This window comes from Novosphingobium sp. Chol11, assembly GCF_900218065.1.
Lineage (GTDB): Bacteria > Pseudomonadota > Alphaproteobacteria > Sphingomonadales > Sphingomonadaceae > Sphingobium > Sphingobium agri.
Window position 1 is genome coordinate 2,395,105 of sequence record NZ_OBMU01000001.1, and the last position, 22,247, is coordinate 2,417,351.

Genomic DNA, 22,247 nt, shown 5'->3' on the forward strand with positions numbered 1-22,247 from the left:
ACCGATGCACTCGTTAACCCACAAAGCCGCAGATCGTGGTAAATGGATGAGCATGAACGAGCGGGTTTGGGGGACAGCGGCCAGAGAAGCGGTGAGGCGTCGCGCGGGTCAGGCGGCCTTGCTGGCGCTTTGCGTGGCATTGGCATCCTGCGGCGGCGACATCGTGCCGCGCGGGCGGGTGGAGCGTCCGTCGAAACCAGTGAAGAGCGCCCGTCCGGCCGCGCCGCCTCCAATGGAGTTGCGCCAGTGCCTGGTGAAGCTGCAATCGCAATCCGTGCTGTTCCAGCCCCTGCCCGACCAGAATTTTGGCGGCGGATGTTCAGCGATGGGCAGCGTCAAACTGCTCGACATCGGCGTGCCTGCCACCAATCTAGGCGCGATGACATGCGGCCTCGCCGCAAACTTCGCGGCCTGGGCCCGCTATGGGGTGCAGCCTGCCGCGCGGCTGATCCTGGGCGCGGAGATCGAGAAGATCGAGACGTTCGGCACCTATAACTGCCGCCCGATCGCGGGGAGCGGCAAACTGTCCGAACATGCGCACAGCAATGCCGTTGATGTGTCGGCCTTTGTCCTGTCGGACGGGCGGCGGATCACCATCGAGCAGGGCTGGAATGGCGACCGGCAGACGCGGCAGTTTCTGGAAGTGGTGCGGGCAAGCGCCTGCAAGCGGTTCCGTACAGTGCTGAGCCCCGATTATAATGTCGCCCATCGCGATCATTTTCATTTCGATATGGGGGGACGGGGTGGCTTTTGCCGCTGACCTTCCTAAGTTGGGTTGAATGACAAGAAAAGAAATCGAAGAACGTAAATTCCGCCCCGCCCGTCAGGAAGCCGTCGATGCCCAGAAGGCGGTGGGCACCCCCCAGACCAGCAGCGCCGCCTATCGCCTGGCGTTCCAGGACACCGAATTCCTGCTGCGGGAGGATTTGCGGCCGGTGCGGTTCCAGCTGGAGCTACTGAAGCCGCAATTATTGATGGACGAGGCGAAGATTGAATCGACGTTCGTCTTCTACGGGTCGGCGCGTATCCCGGAGCCAAGCCAAGTGCAGGCGCGGATCGACGCTGCCACGACGCCGGATCAACGGCGGATCGCCGAGAATTTGGGGAAGAAGGCGCGCTATTATGAGGAAGCGCGCAAGCTGGCGCGGATAGCGGCGCAATATCCGGTGAACGAAGCGGGGTGCCGTCACTTCGTGGTGTGTTCGGGCGGTGGCCCTTCGATCATGGAAGCGGCCAATCGCGGCGCGGACGATGTCGGCGCGCAGACGATCGGCATGAACATCGTGCTGCCGCATGAGCAGGCGCCCAATCGGTTCGTGACGCCGGAGCTTTCTTTCCAGTTTCATTATTTCGCGCTGAGGAAGATGCACTTTCTGCTGCGCGCGCGGGCGCTGGCGGTGTTTCCGGGCGGATTCGGCACGTTCGACGAGATGTTCGAACTGTTGACCCTGATCCAGACCGGGAAGATGAAGCCCATTCCGGTGCTGCTGTTCGGGAAGGAGTTCTGGACGCGGGTCGTGGATTTCGAGGCGCTGGCCGATGAGGGCGTGATTTCGCCTTCGGACTTGAACCTGCTGACTTGGGTGGAGACGGCGGAAGAGGCTTGGAAAGCGGTGCAGACTTTTTACCAGGATAGCGAAGCGCCGGGTTGTTGATGCCTATCCTCTCTCCTTCAGGGGAGAGGATGTGGAGATTTGGCGGCTGTGCCGCCTAGTCGGAGCTGGAGAGGGGCGAGGCACGCGTCTGGCCCCTTCCCCTCATCCAACTTCGCCTAGGCCCATTTGGGCCAAGGCTGCGTATCCTTCTCCCCCGAGGGGAGAAGGGTTAGGCGCTTGCTTCGTGGGGCTGTGAAGACTAGGGCGCGGCCATGCTTGCGGCGCTTGATCATGTCGATTGCTGGATCTTCGATCTGGACAATACGCTGTACCCGGCGAAGGCGGACCTGTTCGCGCTGATCGACGTGAAGATGGGCGAGTTCATCCAGGGGCTGCTCGGGTGCGATGCCGACGTGGCGAAGGCGACGCAGAAGCGCTACTTCATGGAGCACGGCACGACGTTGTCGGGGCTGATGCACCATCATGGCATCGAGCCGCGCGCATTTCTGGACTATGTGCACGACATTTCCATGGATCGGCTGGAAGTGGATGAGGCGCTCAACGCCCATATCACCGCGCTGCCGGGGAGGCGGCTGATCTTCACCAATGGCGACGCGGCCTATGCCGGGCGGGTGCTGGAAAAGCTGGGGCTTTCCGGCGCGTTCGAGCTGATCCACGACATCCATGCCTGCCAATATGTGCCCAAGCCCGATCCATCGGGCTATGCGGAGCTGTGCCGCGTGCATGGCGTCGATCCGGCGCGCGCCGCCTTTTTCGAGGATATGGCACGCAACCTGAAGCCCGCCAAGGCGATCGGCATGAGCACTATCTGGGTGAACAATGGCTCTGAAGCGGGCGATCACGAGCATCATCCGGACTTTATCGATTTCGAGACTGACCATCTGACGCCATTTCTGGCCGACATCATTGGGGAAAGACCATGAGCCAAGACCTGATCGCCACCATCGACGCCGCCTGGGAAGACCGGGCCAATGTGAGCCTGACGACGCAGAGCGAGGTCCGCCAGGCGGTCGACAAGGCGCTGGCGATGCTGGATAAGGGCGAACTGCGCGTGGCCGAGCCTACCGGCGCTGAAGGATCGGGGGGCTGGCAGGTCAATCAGTGGGCGAAGAAGGCGGTGTTGCTGTCGTTCCGCCTCAACGACAATGCCATGATCGACAATGGCCCGGGCGCTGGCCATTGGTGGGACAAGGTGCCGAGCAAGTTCGCAGGCTGGGACGAGGCGGCTTTCCGCGCCGCTGGTTTCCGTGCGGTGCCGGGCAGCTTCGCGCGGGCGGGTTCGCACATTGCCAGGAACGTCATCCTGATGCCGAGCTTCGTCAATATCGGCGCTTTCGTCGATGAAGGCACCATGGTCGACACTTGGGTGACGGTCGGCAGCTGCGCGCAGATCGGCAAGAATGTCCACCTGTCGGGCGGCGTCGGCATCGGCGGCGTGTTGGAGCCGTTGCAGGCCGATCCGGTGATCATCGAGGATGACTGCTTCATCGGCGCACGGTCGGAAGTCGTGGAAGGCGTGCGCATCGGCAAGGGATCGGTGCTGTCGATGGGCGTGTTCATCGGCCAGTCGACCAAGATCGTGGATCGCACCACGGGCGAAGTCTTCATGGGCGAAGTGCCGCCCTATTCGGTGGTCGTGCCGGGATCGCTGCCGGGCAAGCCGCTGCCTGACGGCACGCCGGGGCCGAGCCTCTATTGCGCGGTGATCGTGAAGCGGGTGGATGCGCAGACGCGCTCGAAGACCGGGATCAACGAGTTGCTGCGGGACTAAAAAATCCTCCCCTAGAAGGGGAGGTGGCAGCCCATGGGGCTGACGGAGGGGTAGCGGCGCCAGAGTTGCGCCAATACCCCTCCACCGCTCCGCGGTCCCCCTCCCCTTTCAGGGGAGGACCGGATGGCCTACATAGCGCCTATGCCGCCATCGACACCTGACAACACGCCTCTTCCGCCTGTCTGGGCGACGCTGCGGCGGTTTCTTCCCTATCTCTGGCCCGCTGATGCGCCTGCGCTGCGGCGGCGGGTGGCCATTGCCATGCTGCTGGTGGTGCTGGCCAAGGTCATCAGCCTGGTGATGCCCTTTGCCTACAAGGCCGCGATCGATCGCATGGCGCCGGGGCTGGAGCCGGGCGTGGCGCTCGCCATCGCGCTGGTTGTAGCCTATGCAGGCGCGCGGTTCGGCAGCGTGCTGTTCGACAATTTGCGCAATGCGGTGTTCGAACGGGTGGGGCAGGAGGCCGGACGTCGGCTGTCCGATGATGTGTTCGTCCATCTGCACCGCCTGTCGTTGCGCTTTCACCTTGATCGCCGCACGGGCGCAGTCACCAAGATCGTCGAGCGGGGCACCAAGAGCATCGACACGATGCTCTATTTCCTCCTGTTCAACATCGCGCCGACGGTACTGGAACTGGCGGCGGTCTGCGTCATATTCTTCGTTAAGTTCGGGCCGGGGCTGGTCGCCGCGACATTGGTGATGGTAGGGCTTTACATCTGGTTCACCCGCATGATCACGGAATGGCGCAACCAGCTTCGCCGCGACATGGTGGACATGGACACCAATGCTGTCGCCCATGCCGTCGACAGCCTGCTCAATTTCGAGACCGTCAAATATTTTGGCGCCGAAGAGCGTGAGGCTGCGCGTTACGGCACGGCGATGCGCCGCTATGCCGAGGCGGCGGTGAAGTCCGAGAACAGCCTGGCGTGGCTCAACATCGGGCAGTCGCTCATCACCAACCTGATGATGGCAGGTGCGATGGGCTACACGGTGTGGGGGTGGAGCAAGGGCAGCTTCACCACCGGCGACGTGGTTCTCGTCAATACATTGCTTAGCCAACTATTCAGGCCGCTGGACCTGCTCGGCATGGTCTATCGCACGATCCGGCAGGGCCTGATCGACATGGAGGCGATGTACAAGCTGATCGATACGGAGGCGGAGATTGCCGATGGACCGGGGGCTCCAGCGCTCAAGGTCAGGGCTGGCGAAGTTCGGTTCGACCATGTCCGCTTTGGCTATGATCCAGACCGCGAAATCCTGCACGATGTCAGTTTCGCCGTGCCGGCGGGCAAAACGCTGGCGATCGTGGGGCCTTCGGGCGCGGGCAAATCCACGATCGCGCGGACGCTGTTCCGCTTCTATGACATTCAAACCGGCCGTATCCTGATCGACGGGCAGGATATTGCCGAGGTGACGCAATCGTCGCTGCGCGCGGCGATCGGCATCGTGCCGCAGGACATGGTGCTGTTCAACGACACGGTCGGCTATAATATCGGCTATGGCCGGGCAGGCGCGAGCCAGCAGGAGATTGAGGCGGCGGCCAAGGCGGCGTCGATACATGACTTCATCATGCGGATGCCACAGGGCTATGACACACGGGTTGGCGAGAGAGGCCTCAAGCTTTCGGGCGGCGAGAAGCAGCGGGTGGCGATCGCCCGCACCTTGTTGAAAGACCCGCCGGTGCTGGTGCTGGACGAAGCGACGAGCGCGCTCGACAGCAGGACGGAAACGGAAATCCAGGATGTGTTGCGCAGCATTTCGCGCAAGCGCACCACGCTGGTGGTCGCGCATCGGCTTTCGACGGTGGTGGACGCGGACGAGATCATCGTGCTGGACCAAGGTAGGATCGTGGAGCGCGGCCGCCATGCGGATCTGGTGCGGTCCAATGGTCTCTATGCTACCATGTGGGCACGGCAGGCCGCGGAGCGGGAGGACATGCCCGTCGAGCCTGTGATCGAAGATGATTTTGCAGGGTCGCAGCCTGCATTGTCGGTCCGGTAAGGAGCTTGGGGATGACGCAGACGATCCGGAACAACTGGCGGATCGCGCCTTGGGTGGTGATCGCCATTATGTTGGCTGTGCCACTGGTGGCGATGCAATTCACCGACGAGGTGCGCTGGACCGGGTGGGACTTCCTTGCGGCAGGTGCGCTTCTGGGCGGCGCTGCGCTCGTCTATGAGCGGGGCGTGCGACGGATTACTGGGCGCTGGCAGCGGATCGCGGCAGCGGGCGCGCTTGTCTTGGCGGTCGCACTGCTGTGGGCGGCGGGCGCGGTCGGCATCTTTTCCTGACGGTGAGGGAAGCGGCCCCGGCGCGAGACCGGAGGCCGCTTCCCTGAAATGATCAGCGGTTGGTGACGGTGGTCGTCGTCTTTTCAACGACTGTTGCCGGTGCAGCGGTCGTCTTGCGTACAACCTTGCGCTTCACCGGCGCTGCCTTGCGCACCGTGGCTGCGGGCGCAGTCTTCACGGTTTCGGTCGTGACTGTGGTGGCGGCGGGAACCGTCGCGGCAGCGGCGCGAGCGGCTTGCGCGTCGGCAGCAGCGGATGCGGCAGCGCGCTCGGCGGCATCGGCACGCGCGTTCGCGGCGGCGGCATCCTGCTGCGCGGCCGCTGCGGTCGAAGCCTGGACCTGAGCATCCGTCTTCACGCTTGCCTGGCTCTGGCCGATGGCTGTGTCAGCGAAGCCTTGCGCCTCCACGGCGGCCTTGATGGCGTCCTGTTCCTTGCCGCTCTTCAGCCGTTCCTGGGCGAGGCGGAGCGACGCCTGGGCGCGGGCGAGTACCGCCGGGTCGAACTGGCCAGCCTGCAATTTGGAGGCAGCGTCGATCTTGCCCTGGGCCTGTGCGATCGCCTTGAGCGCCTGTTCCTCGTCGCCAGCGAGCGCGGGGCCGCTCGCGAGGAAAAGCGCCGAAGCCGCGGCAAGAGCGCGCAGGGAATAGCCGAATTTACGCATATTCTCTCCTGTCAATGTTGAGAGCCGGGTAACGTACCGAAACGAACCGGGTTCCAGATGCGCCGTTGCTGGAGAGGGGTGAGCAGCCGTCAGTCCGGCAGAAAGCGCGCGGCGACTTCGGCGGGGACGCGCAGGATGCGGCCGCTTGTCCGGTCGATGATAGCCCAGGTCGATCTCGCGCTGACCTTGACCTTGCCGTCAGGGCCGATGAACTCCATGTGGCGGTCGAACCGTGCACCCCTTGGCCCTTCCGGAATCCAGGTGCGGGCGGTTACGGTCTCTCCCTCCCGCACATTGCCGCGATAGTCGATCTCGTGCCGGGTCACGACCCACACATAGGCGTCGAGATGCTCCGGCGCGGCGTCGCGGGTCCAATGTTCGGTCGCGACCTGCTCCATCCACCGCACCCAGACCGCGTTGTTCACATGGCCGAGCATGTCGATATGCTCGGGGCCTGCCGTGATCTGGGTGGTGTAGGTGGAGGACATTTTACCGATGCTCCGTTGATGGCTCACTGCGCTCGCACCCTCCCCCAGCCCCTCCCGTAAAAGGGAAGGGAGACTGGCTTATTGGGACACGCCCAGCTGCCAGAGGATGAAGGCGAATTCCTCTGCGGTTTCCTGCAGGCTTTCGAAGCGGCCCGATTTTCCGCCATGGCCCGCGCCCATATTGGTCTTGAGCAGCAGGATATTCTGGTCGGTCTTGGTTGCGCGCAGCTTTGCCACCCATTTCGCCGGTTCCCAATAGGTAACGCGCGGGTCGTTGAGACCGGCGGTGACAAGCAGCGGCGGATAGGATTGCGGCTTCACATTGTTGTACGGGTCATAGGCAAGGATGGTTTCGAACGCCGCCTTGTCCTCGATCGGGTTGCCCCATTCCGGCCATTCGCCGGGCGTCAGCGGCAGGCTTTCGTCCAGCATGGTGTTGAGTACATCGACGAAGGGGACATGCGCGACGACCGCGCCCCAGAGTTCAGGATCGGAATTGATCACCGCCCCCATCAGTTCACCGCCAGCCGAGCCGCCGGAAATGCTGATCCGGCCCTTTGACGTATAGCCGCGCTCGATCAGTCCCTTTGCCACATCGACAAAGTCGTTGAAGGTATTGGTGCGCTTGTCGAGCTTGCCGTCGAGATACCATTGCTGGCCAAGGTCATCGCCGCCCCGGATATGGGCAAGGGCAAAGGCGAAACCCCGGTCGAGCAGCGACAGGCGGCTCGTTGAAAAGCCAGGCTCCATGGCGATACCATAGGCGCCATAGCCGTAGAGGTGGAGCGGCGCGCTGCCGTCGCGGGGCAGGTCCTTGGGATAGACGATCGACACCGGGATCGGCGTGCCGTCCCGCGCCGGGATGGTCAGCCGCTCGGTCGCGTAGCGGGTCGCGTCGTATCCTGAAGGAATTTCCTGGACCTTCAGAACCTCAAGCTCGCCCGTGGCGAGATGATAGTCGTAGATGGTGTCGGGCGTGACCATGGATTCATAGCCGATGCGCAGCTTCGTCACGTCATATTCGGGATTGTCGTCAAGGCTGGCCGAATAGCTGGCCTCCGGGAACGGAAGCCGCTTGGCCGCGTGGGTCGCGTAATCGCGCAGTTCGATCTGGTCGAGGCCGTCCTGCCGTCCTTCGGTGACGTAGAAGCTTTTGAACAGGGTGAAGTCGGTAAGGTAGAAATGCGGATCGGCAGGGATCACCTCCGACCATTCGCCCGGAGCCTCCAGCGACGCCTTCACCAGCCGGAAATTGGGGTGCGTGTCGTTGGTGCGGATGTAGAGCGTGCCTCCATGCTCATCGACATCATATTCGCGCCCCGGCTTGCGTGGCGAGACGAGCAGCGGCTCGGCCAGGGGATTGTCAGCAGGAAGCAGCCAGCTTTCGGTGGTGACATGGTCGCCCGTCGCGATGACGATCCATTTTTCCGATGAGGTGAGGCCGACGGACACGCGGAAGCCGTCGTCATCCTCATGGAAAAGCTCGACATCGCTTTCGATCGGCTGACCCAGCCAGTGCAGCCGCGCATTGTCGGTGCGCCATTGATCGTTGGCGATGCCGTAGAGCAGCCCCTTGCTGTCGCTGGTCCAGACGAGCGAGGACAGCGTGTCGGGGATGACTTCGGGCAGGATTTCTCCGGTAAACAGGTCCTTGATCCGCGCCTCGAACCGTTCGGATCCATTATTGTCGATCGCATAGGCGAGATAGCGGCCGTCCGGGCTGACCGACAGTGCGCCGAGGCGAAAATATTCATGCCCCTCCGCCAGCGCAGGCTCATCAAGGATCAATTGATCTTCGCCGCCCGCCACGGGACGGCGATACCATTTGCGATATTGCGCACCGGTTTCGAACGCCCGCCAATAGACATAATCGCCGTCCTTTTGCGGCACGGAGCTGTCATCTTCCTTGATGCGGCCCTTCATCTCCGCAAATAGCGCGTCGGTCAGCGGCTTGCGGGGCTGCATGGCGCTTTCGAAGAAGGCATTTTCTGCCTCAAGGTAGGCGAGGACATCCTTGTCCTTCACGTCCGGATAACCCGGATCGCGCAGCCACGCCCAGGGGTCTTCCACCGTGATCCCATGGCGCGTGAAGCTGTGCGGGCGGCGGGCGGCCGAAGGAGGCATGCTGTTTACGGTCATTCAGGGTCCTGATTCTTGTGCCGGAGGCACGCTGGCATAAGCGGCTTTGCCTGCTTATGTTGGCGGCGGCATGCCCTGCGCAAGGGTTCTCGATCAAGGAAATGCGATGTCCGCTTATGAAGACCGTCTGAAAGCCCTGCGTGAACAACTGGTGCGCGAGCGGCTGGACGGCTTTGTCGTACCGCTGACCGATGAGCATATGAGCGAATATGTCGGCGAATATGCGCAGCGCCTTGCCTGGCTGACCGGCTTTCAGGGATCGGCGGGAAGCGCGGTGGTGCTGCCGGAGGAAGCTGCGATCTTCGTCGATGGGCGATATACGCTGCAAGTGCGCGAGCAGGTGGATGCCGCCTATTGGCAGTTCGAAAGCGTGCCGCAGACCTCCGTCGCGGCCTGGCTTGGCGTTCACGCGCCGCAGGGCGGGCGGATCGGCTATGATCCCTGGCTGCACACCCGCGCATGGGTGAAGGCGGCAAGCGAGGCGCTGGCGGAACGCGGGGCGGAGCTGGTGGCGGTGGAAACCAATCCGGTGGACGCCGTGTGGCCCGACCGCCCCGCGCCCAGCGACGCGCGGCTGGTGGTGCATGAGGACCGCTATGCCGGCCAGAGCGCTGCGGAAAAGCGGCAGGCGATGGGCGACTGGCTGACGGAGAAGAAGGCGGATGGCGTCGTGCTGTCGGCGCTTGATTCCATCGCCTGGACCTTCAACATTCGGGGCAAGGACGTCTCGCGCACGCCGGTCGCGCTGGCCTATGCGATCGTGCATGATGATGCGACGGCGGATCTCTTTGTCGCGCCCGAGAAGATCGATGAAGCGGTCGTGCAGCATCTGGGCAATGCGGTGCGGGTGCGTTCGCGCGCGGACTTCGCCGGAGCGCTGCGGGATATGGCCGGCAAGACGGTGGCAGCCGATCCCGAACGCGCGGTGGCGGCGATCTTCGAGGCTCTGGACGCGGGCGGCGCGACGATTTTGCCGGTTCGCGATCCGGCCGTGCTGCCCAAGGCGATCAAGAACCCGGTCGAAATAGCCGGGCACAAGGCAGCGCAGGCGCGTGACGGGGCTGCCTTGTCACGCTTTCTCCACTGGATCGCGGTCGAAACGCCCAAGGGCGGTGTCGATGAGCTTTCCGCCGCCGCTCGGCTGGAAGCGTTCCGCAAGGAGACAGGGCTGCTGGAGGACCTGTCCTTCGACACGATCAGCGGGGCGGGGCCCAATGGCGCGGTGGTGCATTACCGGGTCGAGGAAAAGACCAACCGGACGATCGAACAGGGTTCCTTTTACCTGGTCGATTCAGGCGGCCAATATCGCGACGGCACGACTGATGTGACCCGGACCATCGCGATCGGCAAGCCCAGCGAGGAGATGAAACGCCGCTTCACTCTGGTGCTGAAGGGCCATATCGCGCTTGCCCGGGCGCAGTTTCCCATAGGCACGCGGGGTAGCCAGCTTGATGTGCTCGCGCGCCAGTTCCTGTGGGCCGAGGGATTGGATTATGCGCATGGCACAGGCCATGGCGTCGGCAGCTTCCTGTCGGTGCATGAAGGGCCGCAGCGCATTGCGACGGCGGGCGGCAATGACGAGCCGCTGCAACCGGGCATGATCCTTTCGAACGAGCCCGGCTATTACAGGACCGGCGAATATGGCATCCGCATCGAAAATCTGGTGCTGGTCGAACGGCGCGATGTACCCGGAGCCGAGCGGGAGATGCTGGGTTTCGAGACTCTCACCTTCGCGCCGATCGACCGCAATGCCATCGCTGTCGACATATTGACGGCAGAAGAGCGGGCGTGGGTAGACGCCTATCACGCCAATGTCGTCGGGATTGTCGGCCCGCAACTGGATGGTGACGCGCTCTTATGGTTGGAGCAGGCCTGCGCGCCTTTGTGATCGCCGCTTCAGTCGTCGCGCCGACCCACCTCGCCTGAAGAGGGCGGCGCTTCACGGCTGCCCGCCTCTTCTCTCGCCTGCGCCTTGCGGCGGCGCAGATTGTCCCGCAGCGCCTGGGCCAGCCTTGCCTTGCGATCATCTTGTCCACTGCTCATCTCCAGGCCATAAGCAAATTGCCACATCCACCGCAACCCGCCTTGACAAGCGGGACGCGCGCGGCCATAGGCCCGGCTCCGCAAGCCGAAAGGCATTGCGCGATGGTGAAAGTGCTGCCGTAGCTCAGTGGTAGAGCGCATCCTTGGTAAGGCTGAGGTCGCGAGTTCAATCCTCGCCGGCAGCACCATTTCCCAGCAGGCTAAAGTAGATCAGCCGAGCTATATTTTCCCTTTATTGATCGTTGTTGCGGCAACTAATCTATATTATTTGATTTACCTTGGAATCGGGGGATTCGGGGGATGAAGGTGCGTGAGCAACAGTCCGTTGCGCATGAGGTTTTGACTTTTCTTCAGTGTCAAAGTCTTGCGCCCACACCGCAAAATTATGCGATGGGCTATGTGCTGAAAAGCGGCTCCAATGAAGCGCTGTCCAAAGCCGTCAATGACGCGACTGACGGCGGCATTCGGATGAGCCAGCAGCAGGCGGACGATATCTTCATGCGCTGTGTCGGCAGCCTGGGCGGCGCTGGGGGCGCGCATGCGACCGACGCATTGAGGAACCAGACGCGCCATCAACTGCTTCGCCTGGCAGAGGTGGCAAGCAGCGCCGCCGAGCGGACCGGGGATTTCAACCGCGACCTCAGCACAGGCTATGAGAAGCTGGCCGACAAGGATGCGGCCGGGATCGGACTGATAATCTCCGACATGATCGAGCGTTCATTGCGGGCCGAGCAGGACCTTGCAGCCGCCGCGAGGGAGGTTGAGGTTCTTCGGCAGGAACTGGACACCGCACGCCATGACGCCAACCTCGATGCCTTGACCGGCCTGCCCAACCGACGGGCGCTGGAAGCAGCGATGGACCGGCTGCAGAAGGGAAAGCTGCCCCATGCCGTGGCGATTTGCGACGTTGACCATTTCAAGCGTGTGAACGATCGATATGGCCATGCGGTCGGTGACCGGGTGCTCAAGATGGTCGCCACTTCCCTGGTGGAAAGCTGCGGCGGGCAACTGGTGGGCCGCTGGGGTGGCGAGGAATTTCTGGTGGTCGTACAGGGACATGCGCTCGACGACACGGTCGAACTGTTGGATGACGCCCGCCGCGCGCTCGGGCAACGCGCCTTCAAGCTGCGCGAGACCGACGAGCCGATGGGGGCGATCACCTTCTCGGCCGGGGTTGCGCTCGTCGATGAAGGCGCAGAGTGGAGCAACGCGCTCAATTCAGCCGATGCGGCACTGTACCGGGCCAAGGCTCAAGGACGGAACATGGTTCTGAGGGGATAAGCGCGGCTGCTGTCCGGCTTATCTCCCTTCCAGCAAAGCTCCGCCCCCTCAGGGGAGCGGCTTTGGCAACCAGCTTAAATCCTGCGCCAGCGTACGGGACGGCACGCCGCTGAGCTTACGCAAGGCCGGCATATCGAGCAGTTCGATCATGTGGCCGTCCCGCAGGATCAGTTTCTTGTCCTCAAGCGTCCGGAAAACGCGGTTCACGTGAACGGCGGTCAGGCCGATGACGTCGCCGATCTGCTCCTGCGTCAAAGGATGTTCGAAACGTGGGCCGATGCCCGGCTGTATCACGTTCAAACGGCTGTGCAGGTGAACCAGAAAATCGGCAAGACGGCATTCGGCAGAGGTCCGGCCGATCGAGCAGAGCCGGTCCATCAGCATCACGCGCTCCTGCTGCACGCTGAGGAACATGAGAGCCGCCATATGTGGCGCGCGCGTGAAAAGGCTGCCGAATGCCGACAAGCTGACTGAGCGCAGCTTGACGGGCGTGAGCGCAGTCAAGGTTTCCGCGGCCTTGTCTAGCGCCATGCTGGGCGTGCCCAGGATATCGCCGGGCAAATGCACCTTCAATATCTGCCTGCCGCCATCGGCCAGCGTCATGCTGCTGAGCGCCCAGCCGTCCAGCAGCAGATAGACCGACTGTGGAGCGTCTCCTTCGCGCCGGATCGTCCGATTGCGCGCGATCTGCTGAACCGGGCCAGCCAGGCTGGAAAAGATTTCGAGCTCTGCCGGGCTTGGCGAGCGGAATTCAGCCAGTCGGGCCTGCGAGAAAACTAGCGGAGAAGAGTCGTCTGGAACTGCGCGCACGGAACCTCGGAACGGATCAATCCGGCCGCTCTAGCAAAGCGCAGCCCCCCTCTCTTTAAAATGGAGCAAGAAGCGCGAGATTCAGCGCGAAACGGTGAGGCCGATCCACAAGGTTCGGGGCGTGCCGAGATCCTCCGAGACGCCCGTGCTGCCGGTGACACGGCGGGTCAGCACCTCCTGGTCGAAGAGGTTCTCACCCCGCGCGATCAACTCCAGGCCCCGCCCGATCGGCAGGCGCGCGACAGCATCGACGGTGAGCGCGCACGCCAAGCGATCGGCATGCAGATCATCTTCATATTGGGCCGAGACATAATGCAGGGTTGCGGACAGGCGTGGCCCCTGCCGCAGCTGCCAGGCCACGGTGGCGCTGGCGGCATGGCGCGGAGTTTGCGCCGGGGACAAGCCGTCGAACAGATTGCCCGGCGCGCGAACCGTGCTGTGGCTGTAAGCATAGGATGCGGACAGGGACATCGCGCCCAAACGGCCGCTGGCGGTCAGTTCGACCCCTTTTGCGACGATGGCGTCCACATTGTCGCGCCTGCGGAGGTTGGTGCCAATGGTGACATTGGCGATGGCGTTGTCCAGCCTGTTGTAGAAGGCGGTGGCCGAGAGCGAGAGCCCTTTCAAGGGATTGAGATCGGCACCGGCCTCCACCCCTTTCAGCTTTTCGGGTTCCAGCGCGGGGTTCGCTTGCGTCGTGACGGGGAAAATGACGAAAGGCCGGTACAGCTCGTTCAGGGTCGGCAGGCGGAAGCCGGTATAAGCCGCCGCGCGCAAGGCGACATCCTTGTCGACATGGAGCAAAGCGCCTGCGCGTGCTGAAGTCTCCCAGCCGGAACGGTTTTTGAAATCGGCACTGTTTGCAGGAGAGCCCGCCACGCGGAAAAAGCCATCGCTGATCGTCCAGCGGTCCGCCCGCACACCGCCGGTCAGAACAAGACTGCCGAGGGTCCAATCGTCTTGGGCGAACATGCCGATCGTCTGCTGCCGTCCCCCGGCGTGGCGGCGTGCGGTCACCAATCCGGTCGCGGCGCTATAGGCATCCTCGAACATGTCGCCCATGGCAAAGCGGCTATCGACGCCAACACGCAACAGATGATCCTGCCCCACCGGCGGCCGCAGTTCGATCTTGCCGCCGATGCCGGTCGAGGGGGTGCTGCGCTGATCGAGCGTCTTGCGGAAGGGCGGGTTGGACGAGATAACGATGTTCGAAAAGTTGCGGGCCTGAACATAGGCGAGGGCATCGACCTGCCACCGGCCGCGCGACACATAGCGGATGCTGGCATCCTGCCCTCCGCTCAGGCTGTCAGCGCCGCGAAAGCGCAGCGTTCGCTCATCATGGAACAGGGTCGTGCGGAATTGCAGCTCTTCGCTCGCGGAAATCGGAACAACAGCCCGCAGATTGGCCGACCAGCCATCATAGGCAGCAGGAACCGTCGCTGACACGCGCTGGTCCCGAGGCGTCGTTTGAAAGCCGTCGCCCCTGTCCCAGCGGCCAGAGAGGGACAGGAAGCCTCCGCCAAGGTCCGGGGTGAGGCTGGCGGATAATTCGGTCACGTCCCGGCTGCCGTAAAGCGCCGTGGCGGAAAGCATGGGCAACTGATCACGCGTGGCGCTCGCCAGTTCGATGGTCCCGGCCACCGCACCCGCGCCGAATGCGCCGACGCCCCCGCCACGGGTGACCCGCGCGGCGGAAAGCCGCTCCGGAACCAGCGCGCTGAAGGGGATATAGCCGAAAAAGGGGTCAGCCTTCGGCACCCCATCCAGGAGCACCAGCGTACGGCTGGACGCGTTGCCGCCCAAAGCCCGCAAGCTCGCCCCTTGCGCGGACGGGTTCGCCGAACGGCTGTCCGATCGCCGGAACTGCTGGAACCCTGCCACATCGGTCAGGACGGTCTCGATACGCCCGGAGGCACTATCGAGGAGACGATCCCGTTCGATCTGTACCGACCCATAGGCGGGAGTGCCCGGCGGCAAGGGTAAACCGGTGCCGGTGATGACGATGCGCGCCTGGGCGCTGCCGCCGTCGTCCTGCTGAGCCAGTGCGGCGGATGGCAGCAGGGCGGGCAACAGCCAGAGAGAGCCAGCTTTCATGACCACGCCCATAGCCATGCCCCCTCACCCTGACAATGAGGGGACAATTTGCGAACTCAGGCCAGGGCCGATCCTTCGCGTTGCGCCAGAAGCTTGTCGATCGTGAGCGGATAGTCGCGCAGGCGGATCCCGGTGGCGTTGTAGATCGCGTTCGCAACCGCCGCGCCTGCGCCGCAAATGCCGAGTTCCCCTACGCCCTTGGCCTTCATCGGCGAACTTTTGTCATCCAGTTCGTCAAGGAAGAGCACATCCTGTTCGGGAATGTCGGCATGCACGGGGACGAGATATTCCGCCATGTCGTGATTGACGAAGAAGCCGAAGCGCTTGTCGACATGCAGTTCCTCCATCAGCGCCGCGCCGACGCCCATGGTCATCGCCCCGATGACCTGGCTGCGCGCGGATTTCGGGTTGAGGATGCGTCCCGCAGCGAAGGCGCCGCCCATGCGCCGCACCCGGACTTCGGCCGTATCGACATCCACCCCGACCTCGCAAAAATGAGCGCCGAAGGTCGCTTGCGCATAATCCTGCGTCAACTTGCCGAATTCGATCCGATCCTCCGCCCACATGCCCTCTTCGCCTGCCAGCGCGCCGATCGGTTGCGATTGATTGCCGAGCCGCACAAGCCCGTCTTCGAACACGGTTTGGTTCGCGGGGAAGCCTGCTTTGGCGGCAAGCTTCTCACGCAGGGCGACGCACGCGGCATAAAGGCCCGCCGTCGCGCTGTTCGCGCCGAACTGCCCGCCCGATCCCGCCGATTTGGGGAAGAGGCTGTCGCCCAGGCGCACCGTGACTGCCTCAATCGGCACCCCCAGCATTTCCGCGGCGGTCTGCGCCAGGATGGTGTAGCTGCCCGTGCCGATATCGGTCATGTCGGTTTCGACCACGACATGGCCACGCCCGTCGATGCCGACCCGCGCGCCCGACTTCGCAACGAGATTGTTGCGGAAGGCCGCGGCCATGCCCATGCCGACCAGCCAGCGGCCGTCCCTGACCTGGCCGGGCTGCGGCACGCGCCGTTCCCAGCCGAAGCGCTCTGCACCCTGACGCAGGCATTCGACGAACTTGCGGCTGGAAAAGGGACGCTGCGGCCCGGCTTCGGGATCATATTGCACATCGTTGCGGATGCGCAGTTCGACCGGATCGACGCCAGTCGCCTCCGCCAGTTCATCCATCGCGATTTCCAGCGCCAGCAGGCCCACCGCTTCCCCCGGCGCGCGCATGGCATTGGCTTCCGGCAAGTCGAGTTCTGCCAGACGATGGGCGGTGAGCCGATCGGTCCCGCGATAGAGCAGCCGCGTCTGCTGTGCCGCCACCTCCGGCCCGCCGCCGGGCAGATCACCCGACCAGACTTCATGGCCGATAGCGCCGATGATGCCGTCGCGATCCGCGCCGATGCGGATGCGCTGGATGGTCGCGGCGCGATGGGTCGTGTTGTTCGGGATTTGCGGGCGGGCAAGCGCCACCTTGACGGGTCGTCCCGCCGCGCGCGCGCCGAGCGCGGCAAGCAGGGCATCTGCCCGCAGGAACAGCTTTCCACCAAAGCCGCCGCCGATATAGGGGGTGACGATGCGGATCTTGTCCTTGGGGATCTTTAGCGTGGCCGCCATGTCCTCGACTGCCCAGGCCACCATCTGATTGGATGTCCACAAGGTCAGGCTGTCGCCATCCCAGGCCGCCGTTGTGGCATGCGGCTCCATCATCGCATGGCTCTGGTCTGGCGTCGTGTAGCTTTGGTCCACCTTCACCGCGGCCTTTGCGAAACCGGCTTCGAAGTTTCCGGCGGCTGTGTCGGCAGGGCCGCCAAAGCCTTCCTTTGGAACGGTGGCATGGCCGCGTTCGGCGGCAAGGTCGTAGCGGCCCTTCTCCGGGCTGTAATCGATCCGCAAAAGGCGCGCCGCGTCCCGCGCATTTTCGAAACTGTCCGCGATCACCAGCGCGACCGCCTGGTCATAATGTTCGATGATCGGGCCGCCCAGCAGATGGGCGGTGTTCCTGGCGCCCTTGCCCAGAGGTCCCGCAGTCTGGTGCGTGACGATGGCAAGCACGCCCGGCGCGGATTGCGCCGCTCGCAGGTCCATGGCGTCGATCTTACCCTTGGCGATCGCCGATCCGACGATCCAGCCATAGGCGGCCTGAGGCGCGGCGTCATGGCGCTCATAGGCGTAGGGCGCAGTTCCGGTGACCTTGGCAGGCCCGTCGATCCGGTCGTGTGCCACGCCGACAACCCGGCCGCGATCGATCGGGTTGGTGGTCGCAGGCGTGTCGAACTTCATGGCCGCGCCTCCTTTTGCCGGAAGAGAGATGTAAGGGTGCTGGCAACAAGCTGTTGCTTGAAGGCGTTTTGCGCCGTCGGCCGGGCATCGGCCAGCGCCGCCTGCGCGACTGCTCCCGCCCCTGCCGCGGCAGCTGCATCAGCCGCCGCAACCCGCCATGGCTTGGGCGCGATGCCGCCGAAGGCGAAGCGGGAGCCGCCCTGGCCGTCGAACACTGCCGCAACCGAGACGAGCGCGAACGCATAGGAGCTGCGATCCCGGACCTTGCGATAGACATGGGTGCCGCCAAGGGGGTTGGGCAGCGTCACCGACGTGATGAGCTCGCCCGGCTTCAGCTGGTTTTCAATGTGCGGGGTATCACCCGGCAGCAGATGGAAGTCGGCAATGGGTATGGAGCGACGCGTACCGTCCGCCGCCACCGTATCCACGGCCGCATCCAGCACCCGCATCGCCACGGCCATGTCGGATGGATGCTGCGCGATACAGGCGTCACTGGTGCCGACGATCGCCAGGCTTCGACTGCCCCCCTTCAGCGCTCCGCACCCGCTGCCGGGCTTCCTCTTGTTGCAGGGCATGCGCGTGTCATAGAAATAGGGGCAACGGGTGCGCTGAAGCAGATTTCCCGCGGTCGTCGCCTTGTTGCGCAGCTGGCCCGATGCTCCGGCAAGCAGCGCCCGGCTGAGCACCGCATAGTCGCGCCGGACATCCGGGTGCGCGGCCAGCGCGGTGTTGCGGACCATGGCGCCGATCCGCAAGCCGCCTTCGGGTGTGCGCTCGATCCGGTCCAGCTCCAGATGGTTGACATCGATAAGGTGCGAAGGCGTTTCGATCTGGAGCTTCATAAGGTCCAGCAAATTGGTCCCGCCCGCGATGAAGCGCCCGCCGGAAGAAGCGGCAGCCACGGCATCCTCGACGCTGGCGGCGCGGCTGTAGGTGAAGGGCTTCATGCCTCGTCCCCCGCTGCGACTTCGCGGATCGCCGCGATGATATTGGGATAGGCGGCGCAGCGGCAGATATTCCCGCTCATCCTTTCGCGCAATTCCGCATCGGACAGGACGACATGCTCCAGATCCTCCGTCGCATGGCTGGGAATGCCTGCCTCGATCTCCCCCAGGACAGCGACAGCCGAACAGATCTGGCCGGGCGTGCAATAACCGCATTGATAGCCATCATGCGTGACGAAGGCGCGCTGCATCGGATGCAGGTTTTTCGGCGTTCCCAGCCCTTCTATCGTGGTAACGGAGTCCCCTTCATGCATGACGGCCAGCGTCAGGCAGCTGTTGATCCGCTGGCCCTCGACAAGGACCGTGCAAGCGCCGCATTGGCCGTGATCGCACCCCTTCTTCGTACCTGTGAGTTGCAGATGCTCGCGCAGGGCGTCCAGCAATGTGGTGCGCGGATCCAGCTGAAGCTGAACGCGATCGCCGTTCACGGTGAACTCGACGGTGGACATGTCTCTTCCCCTGTTCGATTCCGGGGACAGCATCGCCCCCGTTTCAGCGCCCGCTACGCCCGGCAACGCCATGGCCGCTCCCCCGCCCTGCAAAACCGCACGGCGAGTCACATGATCTGGCGCCATAAGGTTGTTCCTCCTGCCATGCCCAATACGAAGCAGGATCATGGACGATCCCGCTGCGGACCAGAAAAGGTGCAGCAGCAGAGATAGGGCGAGAGCTTGCCCCAGCCAAGCCGCATTCCGGCGGCAGGGCCGCGTGCGGTCGCTGGCGGGATAAATTTCAGCCAAGGGCAAATTCTCCCTTGCCGACCTCACCAACCGCTGCTAGTTGCCCGCCTCACCCGCCGAGAGGGACTTCCTCCGGCCGCCAGAGCGGGCGTAGCTCAGGGGTAGAGCACAACCTTGCCAAGGTTGGGGTCGAGGGTTCGAATCCCTTCGCCCGCTCCAGTTTTCTCGACAAATTAAGGCGTTTACGACGGACCGCCTTGGGCGGACTTTTCGTTTTCGGCTTTCTGAGGCCGAATTGGGGTGCAGACTTCAGGATTGATGATTTGCCCTCCGCCGTCTCCGCACCCATTGGGCGACGTCCGCTAGCTGGCGTACTCGCCACAAGCGACAGGCTGGGGTCGTCGCGAGCGTCTCCACAATTGCCTCTTCGATCGCGTCCAGCGCCGCGACGATGTCGGGAGACGGGCCGCCGATCTGGTCGGCCGCATCATCATCGTCGATCCTTCCGCCTCTCAGATCATCGGCATTCTGAGTCGGCAGGACGTGCTGAAGGTTCGCCATGTCCACCTGGGCTCTGAGCAGCTTAGGCACTGACCACGATCCTTGATGACGTTCGGCCTCTCAGGTCCGTTTTCCCAATCAGACCTGTTCTGCTTCATCGTTACTCGCCGTCCATTCGGCGATACTGTCCTGCTGGCCGATAAGCGCCAGGCCATGGGCGATGGAGGTCAACTCATCACCGCTCGCAATATGGCTGGTGGGGAAGCGCGCCTCGAACAAGCGACGCACGGCAGGGATCAACGAAGAGCCGCCGGTCAGAAAGACATGATCTATCGCGTTCGCCCTGATCCCAGCCCGATCCAGCGCCACGTCCACCGTCGTCGCGATGCGTGCGAGGTCGGGGGCGATCCAGCTTTCGAAATCGGCGCGACTGACATCCGCCTCGACTTGCACCCCGGCGCTGTCGAAATGGAAATGCGCGTGCTCGTCGGTCGAAAGCGCCCGCTTCAACCGGCCGACCGCGTCATAGAGCGGATAGCCAAGCTCATTTTCCACCACGGCGATCATCCGGCCAATTGCCGCAGGATCGCCCGCCGCCCGCTTCAGCTTCTCCAGCTCGGCCAGGGTGCGCCGGTTGTGCATCAGCGCCAGCCGGGCCCAGTCGCCGAAATCGGCGAAATGACCCGCCGGTATCTCCAGCACCTTGCCCATGGACGTATAGGTGCCGCCCTTGCCTAGCATCGGCAGGATCAGCTTATCCATGATGCGATAATCGAAGCGATCACCCGCTATGCCGATACCTGCGGAACCAAGCGGCGTGCAGCGTCGCGCGGCCCCCGGCGCTTCGATCCGCACGACGGAAAAATCGCTGGTGCCGCCGCCAAAATCAGCGACCAACAGTGTGGCGGGCTCGTCCAACCGGGCGGCGAAACTGAAGGCGGCACCCAGCGGCTCATAGACATAATGGACTTCCCGTTCGAGGGCGGCGAACATGAGGTCGTATCGCTGGCGGGCAAGCGCGCTGTCCGGGCGCTGGCCCGCATAGCGCACCGGGCGGCCCACGACGACGCGCGACGGCAGATCCTTCAATGCGTCGGCGGCATGCGCCCGCAAGCGATCAAGAAACACATGACCCAGTTCCTCGAAACGCAGCCGCTTTTCAAAGATAGTGGCATGTTCGAACGCCTTGCTCGCCGCGACGGATTTGAAGGATTGCAGGAAGCGGCTGCCTTTGGGAAATTCCAGGAATTCGGCGATGGCCCACGGCCCGGCTTCCTTTGCGACGCCACCGGCCGCAGCATCATCCTCCCAGAAGCACAGGGCGGAGCGGAAGATGGAGCCGCTGTTGCCAGGCGCCGGATAGCCGACCACGGTCGCCTCGCCATCCACGCCGCCCAGTGCAACAACCGAGTTGGTGGTGCCGAAATCGATACCGGCCGACCGAGCGAGCGAAGTCATGATTGCTGTCCATGCGATAGTAGGGATGAAGCGGGCGGGCGGCTATTGCAGGCATGGGCGCGCGGCGCAACCAGCCGTCTGCACAGGTGCCTTCATCGGCAACGTTTCAGACATTGTCGAAGGCTCTCCCTTTTTCAGGCGATCGCCTCTACATCCGCTGGATGCCCCAGATCCTCATTGATGCTGATGCTTGTCCGGTAAAGGATGAGACCTACAAAGTCGCGTGGCGATACGACGTGCCTGTCATCGTCGTCAGCAACAGTCCCATTCGCATACCGGCACATCCGCTCATCTCGCGCGTGGTGGTGAGTGACGGATTTGATGCAGCGGACGATTGGATCGTGGAGCATGTGGATGCAGGCTCTGTTGTGATAACCGCAGACATATTGCTGGCCGACCGATGTCTGAAGGCCGGATGCGGAGCGGTGATCGCGCCAACAGGAAGGCCATTCACCAGCGCTTCTATCGGCAATGCCGTTGCGACGCGGGCCATCATGGCGGATTTACGCGCGGGAGCGATGGGTGATGGTCTTGGTGGACCAGCGCCGTTCGCGAAGGCGGATCGGTCTCGCTTTCTCTCCATCCTGGATCAGACGGTGGTCCGGCTCAAGCGGTGAACCTAGGCGCTGACCAACAATTTATCGAACGCGAGCGGCCCACATCCATCGCACTGGTTCACAGAGTTTGAACAAGTTCTACAGCGACGCCCTGATCCGTGCTTATCACCGCCATGCGGACTCCGGCATCGACATAGTCTTTCGCCTCCATAATGACCGTCGCATGCGCTGCTGTTGCTGCCACGACGGCCTCATCAACATTGATCCCCGCGATCTGGATGGTCGCTCCCGTAGCAACATTTGACCGGTCGCAAAGCTGAATGAATTTCAGCATCTGTCCTTTCCGACCGCCCAAGGTCATGACAATTTCCTCGAACGCATCACCCGGCTTGCCACCATAACGATGTATCACCTCAAAGCCGAAGACGGTGCCGAAGAAAGACTCGCACGCTGAAAGGTTTGACGTCTGCAACTTCACGGCCGTCAGTGCGGGCTCGTTCATGATGCTCCCCTCCTTATTATCACATCTCTCATCTCGCGGCTGGCAGATCACCCTGATCCCTATGCTCGTCAGGCC

At 63.4% G+C, this 22,247-nt stretch carries 21 protein-coding genes and 2 tRNA genes; 11 read left to right on the forward strand and 12 right to left on the reverse strand.

Going from position 1 to position 22,247, the window contains the following annotated elements:
* Positions 1–52 precede the first annotated feature (52 nt).
* The 6 genes from NCHOL11_RS11925 (at position 53) to NCHOL11_RS11950 (ending at position 5,678) form a co-directional block, all read left to right on the forward strand.
* Positions 53–760 (forward strand): extensin family protein, encoded by a 708-nt coding sequence (locus NCHOL11_RS11925; RefSeq protein WP_097092919.1) that lies wholly within the window; start codon positions 53–55, stop codon positions 758–760.
* Positions 761–779: 19 nt separating this feature from the next.
* Positions 780–1,655 (forward strand): LOG family protein, encoded by an 876-nt coding sequence (locus NCHOL11_RS11930; protein ID WP_097092493.1) that lies wholly within the window; start codon positions 780–782, stop codon positions 1,653–1,655.
* A gap of 212 nt (positions 1,656–1,867) precedes the next feature.
* On the forward strand, positions 1,868–2,539 hold the full coding sequence (locus tag NCHOL11_RS11935) for a pyrimidine 5'-nucleotidase (protein ID WP_097092494.1): 672 nt from the start codon (positions 1,868–1,870) through the stop codon (positions 2,537–2,539).
* Positions 2,536–3,387, forward strand: a complete 852-nt coding sequence (gene dapD, locus NCHOL11_RS11940; protein ID WP_097092495.1) for a 2,3,4,5-tetrahydropyridine-2,6-dicarboxylate N-succinyltransferase — start codon at positions 2,536–2,538, stop codon at positions 3,385–3,387. The genes NCHOL11_RS11935 and dapD overlap by 4 nt, the downstream gene beginning before the upstream one ends.
* A 141-nt stretch (positions 3,388–3,528) precedes the next feature.
* On the forward strand, positions 3,529–5,388 hold the full coding sequence (locus NCHOL11_RS11945) for an ABCB family ABC transporter ATP-binding protein/permease (protein ID WP_097092496.1): 1,860 nt from the start codon (positions 3,529–3,531) through the stop codon (positions 5,386–5,388).
* An 11-nt stretch (positions 5,389–5,399) separates the two neighbouring features.
* Positions 5,400–5,678 carry a hypothetical protein gene (locus tag NCHOL11_RS11950; protein WP_097092497.1) on the forward strand — a complete coding sequence of 93 codons (279 nt, stop codon included), beginning with the start codon at positions 5,400–5,402 and terminating at the stop codon, positions 5,676–5,678.
* Between the two features lie 52 nt (positions 5,679–5,730).
* Here the strand turns inward: NCHOL11_RS11950 and NCHOL11_RS11955 are convergent, their stop codons facing one another.
* From NCHOL11_RS11955 to NCHOL11_RS11965, 3 genes are all read right to left on the reverse strand, one after another.
* The gene (locus tag NCHOL11_RS11955; protein WP_097092498.1) at positions 5,731–6,342 is read right to left on the reverse strand and encodes a hypothetical protein; all 612 of its coding nucleotides are present in this window, start codon (positions 6,340–6,342) and stop codon (positions 5,731–5,733) included.
* An 89-nt stretch (positions 6,343–6,431) separates the two neighbouring features.
* Positions 6,432–6,830, reverse strand: a complete 399-nt coding sequence (locus tag NCHOL11_RS11960; RefSeq protein ID WP_097092499.1) for an acyl-CoA thioesterase — start codon at positions 6,828–6,830, stop codon at positions 6,432–6,434.
* Positions 6,831–6,908: 78 nt separating this feature from the next.
* Complete coding sequence (locus NCHOL11_RS11965) at positions 6,909–8,969, reverse strand: S9 family peptidase (protein WP_097092500.1); 2,061 nt, start codon at positions 8,967–8,969, stop codon at positions 6,909–6,911.
* A 106-nt stretch (positions 8,970–9,075) separates the two neighbouring features.
* Between NCHOL11_RS11965 and NCHOL11_RS11970 the strand changes: the two genes are divergently transcribed.
* On the forward strand, positions 9,076–10,857 hold the full coding sequence (locus NCHOL11_RS11970; protein ID WP_097092920.1) for an aminopeptidase P family protein: 1,782 nt from the start codon (positions 9,076–9,078) through the stop codon (positions 10,855–10,857).
* Between the two features lie 8 nt (positions 10,858–10,865).
* Here the strand turns inward: NCHOL11_RS11970 and NCHOL11_RS18205 are convergent, their stop codons facing one another.
* Positions 10,866–11,039, reverse strand: coding sequence for a hypothetical protein (locus tag NCHOL11_RS18205; RefSeq protein WP_217991068.1), 174 nt, complete (start codon positions 11,037–11,039; stop codon positions 10,866–10,868).
* An 86-nt stretch (positions 11,040–11,125) separates the two neighbouring features.
* Between NCHOL11_RS18205 and NCHOL11_RS11975 the strand changes: the two genes are divergently transcribed.
* Both NCHOL11_RS11975 and NCHOL11_RS11980 read left to right on the forward strand, forming a co-directional pair.
* Positions 11,126–11,200 (forward strand) — tRNA-Thr (locus NCHOL11_RS11975).
* Positions 11,201–11,312: 112 nt separating this feature from the next.
* Positions 11,313–12,293, forward strand: a complete 981-nt coding sequence (locus tag NCHOL11_RS11980) for a GGDEF domain-containing protein (RefSeq protein WP_097092501.1) — start codon at positions 11,313–11,315, stop codon at positions 12,291–12,293.
* A 48-nt stretch (positions 12,294–12,341) separates the two neighbouring features.
* Here NCHOL11_RS11980 and NCHOL11_RS11985 read toward each other — a convergent pair whose 3' ends face one another.
* From NCHOL11_RS11985 to paoA, 5 genes are all read right to left on the reverse strand, one after another.
* Positions 12,342–13,103 carry a Crp/Fnr family transcriptional regulator gene (locus NCHOL11_RS11985; protein WP_097092502.1) on the reverse strand — a complete coding sequence of 254 codons (762 nt, stop codon included), beginning with the start codon at positions 13,101–13,103 and terminating at the stop codon, positions 12,342–12,344.
* Between the two features lie 81 nt (positions 13,104–13,184).
* Entirely contained in the window at positions 13,185–15,197 is a 2,013-nt protein-coding gene (locus tag NCHOL11_RS11990; RefSeq protein ID WP_097092921.1) for a TonB-dependent receptor, read from the reverse strand.
* A 56-nt stretch (positions 15,198–15,253) separates the two neighbouring features.
* Positions 15,254–17,470, reverse strand: coding sequence for an aldehyde oxidoreductase molybdenum-binding subunit PaoC (gene paoC, locus NCHOL11_RS11995; RefSeq protein WP_097092503.1), 2,217 nt, complete (start codon positions 17,468–17,470; stop codon positions 15,254–15,256).
* The gene (locus tag NCHOL11_RS12000) at positions 17,467–18,417 is read right to left on the reverse strand and encodes an FAD binding domain-containing protein (protein ID WP_097092504.1); all 951 of its coding nucleotides are present in this window, start codon (positions 18,415–18,417) and stop codon (positions 17,467–17,469) included. The genes paoC and NCHOL11_RS12000 overlap by 4 nt, the downstream gene beginning before the upstream one ends.
* Positions 18,414–19,049: an aldehyde dehydrogenase iron-sulfur subunit PaoA gene (gene paoA, locus NCHOL11_RS12005; protein WP_097092922.1), complete on the reverse strand. Its 636-nt coding sequence runs from the start codon at positions 19,047–19,049 to the stop codon at positions 18,414–18,416. The genes NCHOL11_RS12000 and paoA overlap by 4 nt, the downstream gene beginning before the upstream one ends.
* Before the next feature lie 249 nt (positions 19,050–19,298).
* Here paoA and NCHOL11_RS12010 point away from each other — a divergent pair.
* A tRNA-Gly gene (locus NCHOL11_RS12010) sits at positions 19,299–19,373 on the forward strand.
* 90 nt (positions 19,374–19,463) lie between these two features.
* On the opposite strand, the gene NCHOL11_RS12015 is transcribed toward NCHOL11_RS12010, so the two are convergent.
* A complete protein-coding gene (locus NCHOL11_RS12015) occupies positions 19,464–19,745 on the reverse strand; it encodes a hypothetical protein (RefSeq protein ID WP_097092505.1) in 282 nt (93 codons plus the stop codon).
* Between the two features lie 48 nt (positions 19,746–19,793).
* Entirely contained in the window at positions 19,794–21,113 is a 1,320-nt protein-coding gene (locus NCHOL11_RS12020; RefSeq protein ID WP_097092506.1) for an Hsp70 family protein, read from the reverse strand.
* A gap of 161 nt (positions 21,114–21,274) precedes the next feature.
* Between NCHOL11_RS12020 and NCHOL11_RS12025 the strand changes: the two genes are divergently transcribed.
* Positions 21,275–21,730, forward strand: coding sequence for a YaiI/YqxD family protein (locus NCHOL11_RS12025; protein ID WP_097092923.1), 456 nt, complete (start codon positions 21,275–21,277; stop codon positions 21,728–21,730).
* Positions 21,731–21,788: 58 nt separating this feature from the next.
* Here the strand turns inward: NCHOL11_RS12025 and NCHOL11_RS12030 are convergent, their stop codons facing one another.
* Positions 21,789–22,172, reverse strand: a complete 384-nt coding sequence (locus NCHOL11_RS12030) for a hypothetical protein (RefSeq protein ID WP_097092507.1) — start codon at positions 22,170–22,172, stop codon at positions 21,789–21,791.
* Positions 22,173–22,247 lie beyond the last annotated feature (75 nt).

What these genes read in the sequence shown, in the direction of transcription:
- NCHOL11_RS12025 (WP_097092923.1), top strand. Translation starts at nt 21,275, where the DNA reads ATGCCCCAGATCCTCATTGATGCTGATGCTTGTCCGGTAAAGGATGAG.
- NCHOL11_RS11990 (WP_097092921.1), bottom strand. Translation starts at nt 15,197, where the DNA reads ATGAAAGCTGGCTCTCTCTGGCTGTTGCCCGCCCTGCTGCCATCCGCC.
- NCHOL11_RS11960 (WP_097092499.1), bottom strand. Translation starts at nt 6,830, where the DNA reads ATGTCCTCCACCTACACCACCCAGATCACGGCAGGCCCCGAGCATATC.
- NCHOL11_RS11950 (WP_097092497.1), top strand. Translation starts at nt 5,400, where the DNA reads ATGACGCAGACGATCCGGAACAACTGGCGGATCGCGCCTTGGGTGGTG.
- NCHOL11_RS11965 (WP_097092500.1), bottom strand. Translation starts at nt 8,969, where the DNA reads ATGACCGTAAACAGCATGCCTCCTTCGGCCGCCCGCCGCCCGCACAGC.
- NCHOL11_RS11925 (WP_097092919.1), top strand. Translation starts at nt 53, where the DNA reads ATGAACGAGCGGGTTTGGGGGACAGCGGCCAGAGAAGCGGTGAGGCGT.
- NCHOL11_RS12030 (WP_097092507.1), bottom strand. Translation starts at nt 22,172, where the DNA reads ATGAACGAGCCCGCACTGACGGCCGTGAAGTTGCAGACGTCAAACCTT.
- NCHOL11_RS11955 (WP_097092498.1), bottom strand. Translation starts at nt 6,342, where the DNA reads ATGCGTAAATTCGGCTATTCCCTGCGCGCTCTTGCCGCGGCTTCGGCG.
- NCHOL11_RS12020 (WP_097092506.1), bottom strand. Translation starts at nt 21,113, where the DNA reads ATGACTTCGCTCGCTCGGTCGGCCGGTATCGATTTCGGCACCACCAAC.
- paoC (WP_097092503.1), bottom strand. Translation starts at nt 17,470, where the DNA reads ATGAAGTTCGACACGCCTGCGACCACCAACCCGATCGATCGCGGCCGG.
- NCHOL11_RS11980 (WP_097092501.1), top strand. Translation starts at nt 11,313, where the DNA reads ATGAAGGTGCGTGAGCAACAGTCCGTTGCGCATGAGGTTTTGACTTTT.
- dapD (WP_097092495.1), top strand. Translation starts at nt 2,536, where the DNA reads ATGAGCCAAGACCTGATCGCCACCATCGACGCCGCCTGGGAAGACCGG.
- NCHOL11_RS11930 (WP_097092493.1), top strand. Translation starts at nt 780, where the DNA reads ATGACAAGAAAAGAAATCGAAGAACGTAAATTCCGCCCCGCCCGTCAG.
- NCHOL11_RS11935 (WP_097092494.1), top strand. Translation starts at nt 1,868, where the DNA reads ATGCTTGCGGCGCTTGATCATGTCGATTGCTGGATCTTCGATCTGGAC.
- NCHOL11_RS12000 (WP_097092504.1), bottom strand. Translation starts at nt 18,417, where the DNA reads ATGAAGCCCTTCACCTACAGCCGCGCCGCCAGCGTCGAGGATGCCGTG.
- NCHOL11_RS11945 (WP_097092496.1), top strand. Translation starts at nt 3,529, where the DNA reads ATGCCGCCATCGACACCTGACAACACGCCTCTTCCGCCTGTCTGGGCG.
- NCHOL11_RS18205 (WP_217991068.1), bottom strand. Translation starts at nt 11,039, where the DNA reads ATGTGGCAATTTGCTTATGGCCTGGAGATGAGCAGTGGACAAGATGAT.
- paoA (WP_097092922.1), bottom strand. Translation starts at nt 19,049, where the DNA reads ATGGCGCCAGATCATGTGACTCGCCGTGCGGTTTTGCAGGGCGGGGGA.
- NCHOL11_RS11970 (WP_097092920.1), top strand. Translation starts at nt 9,076, where the DNA reads ATGTCCGCTTATGAAGACCGTCTGAAAGCCCTGCGTGAACAACTGGTG.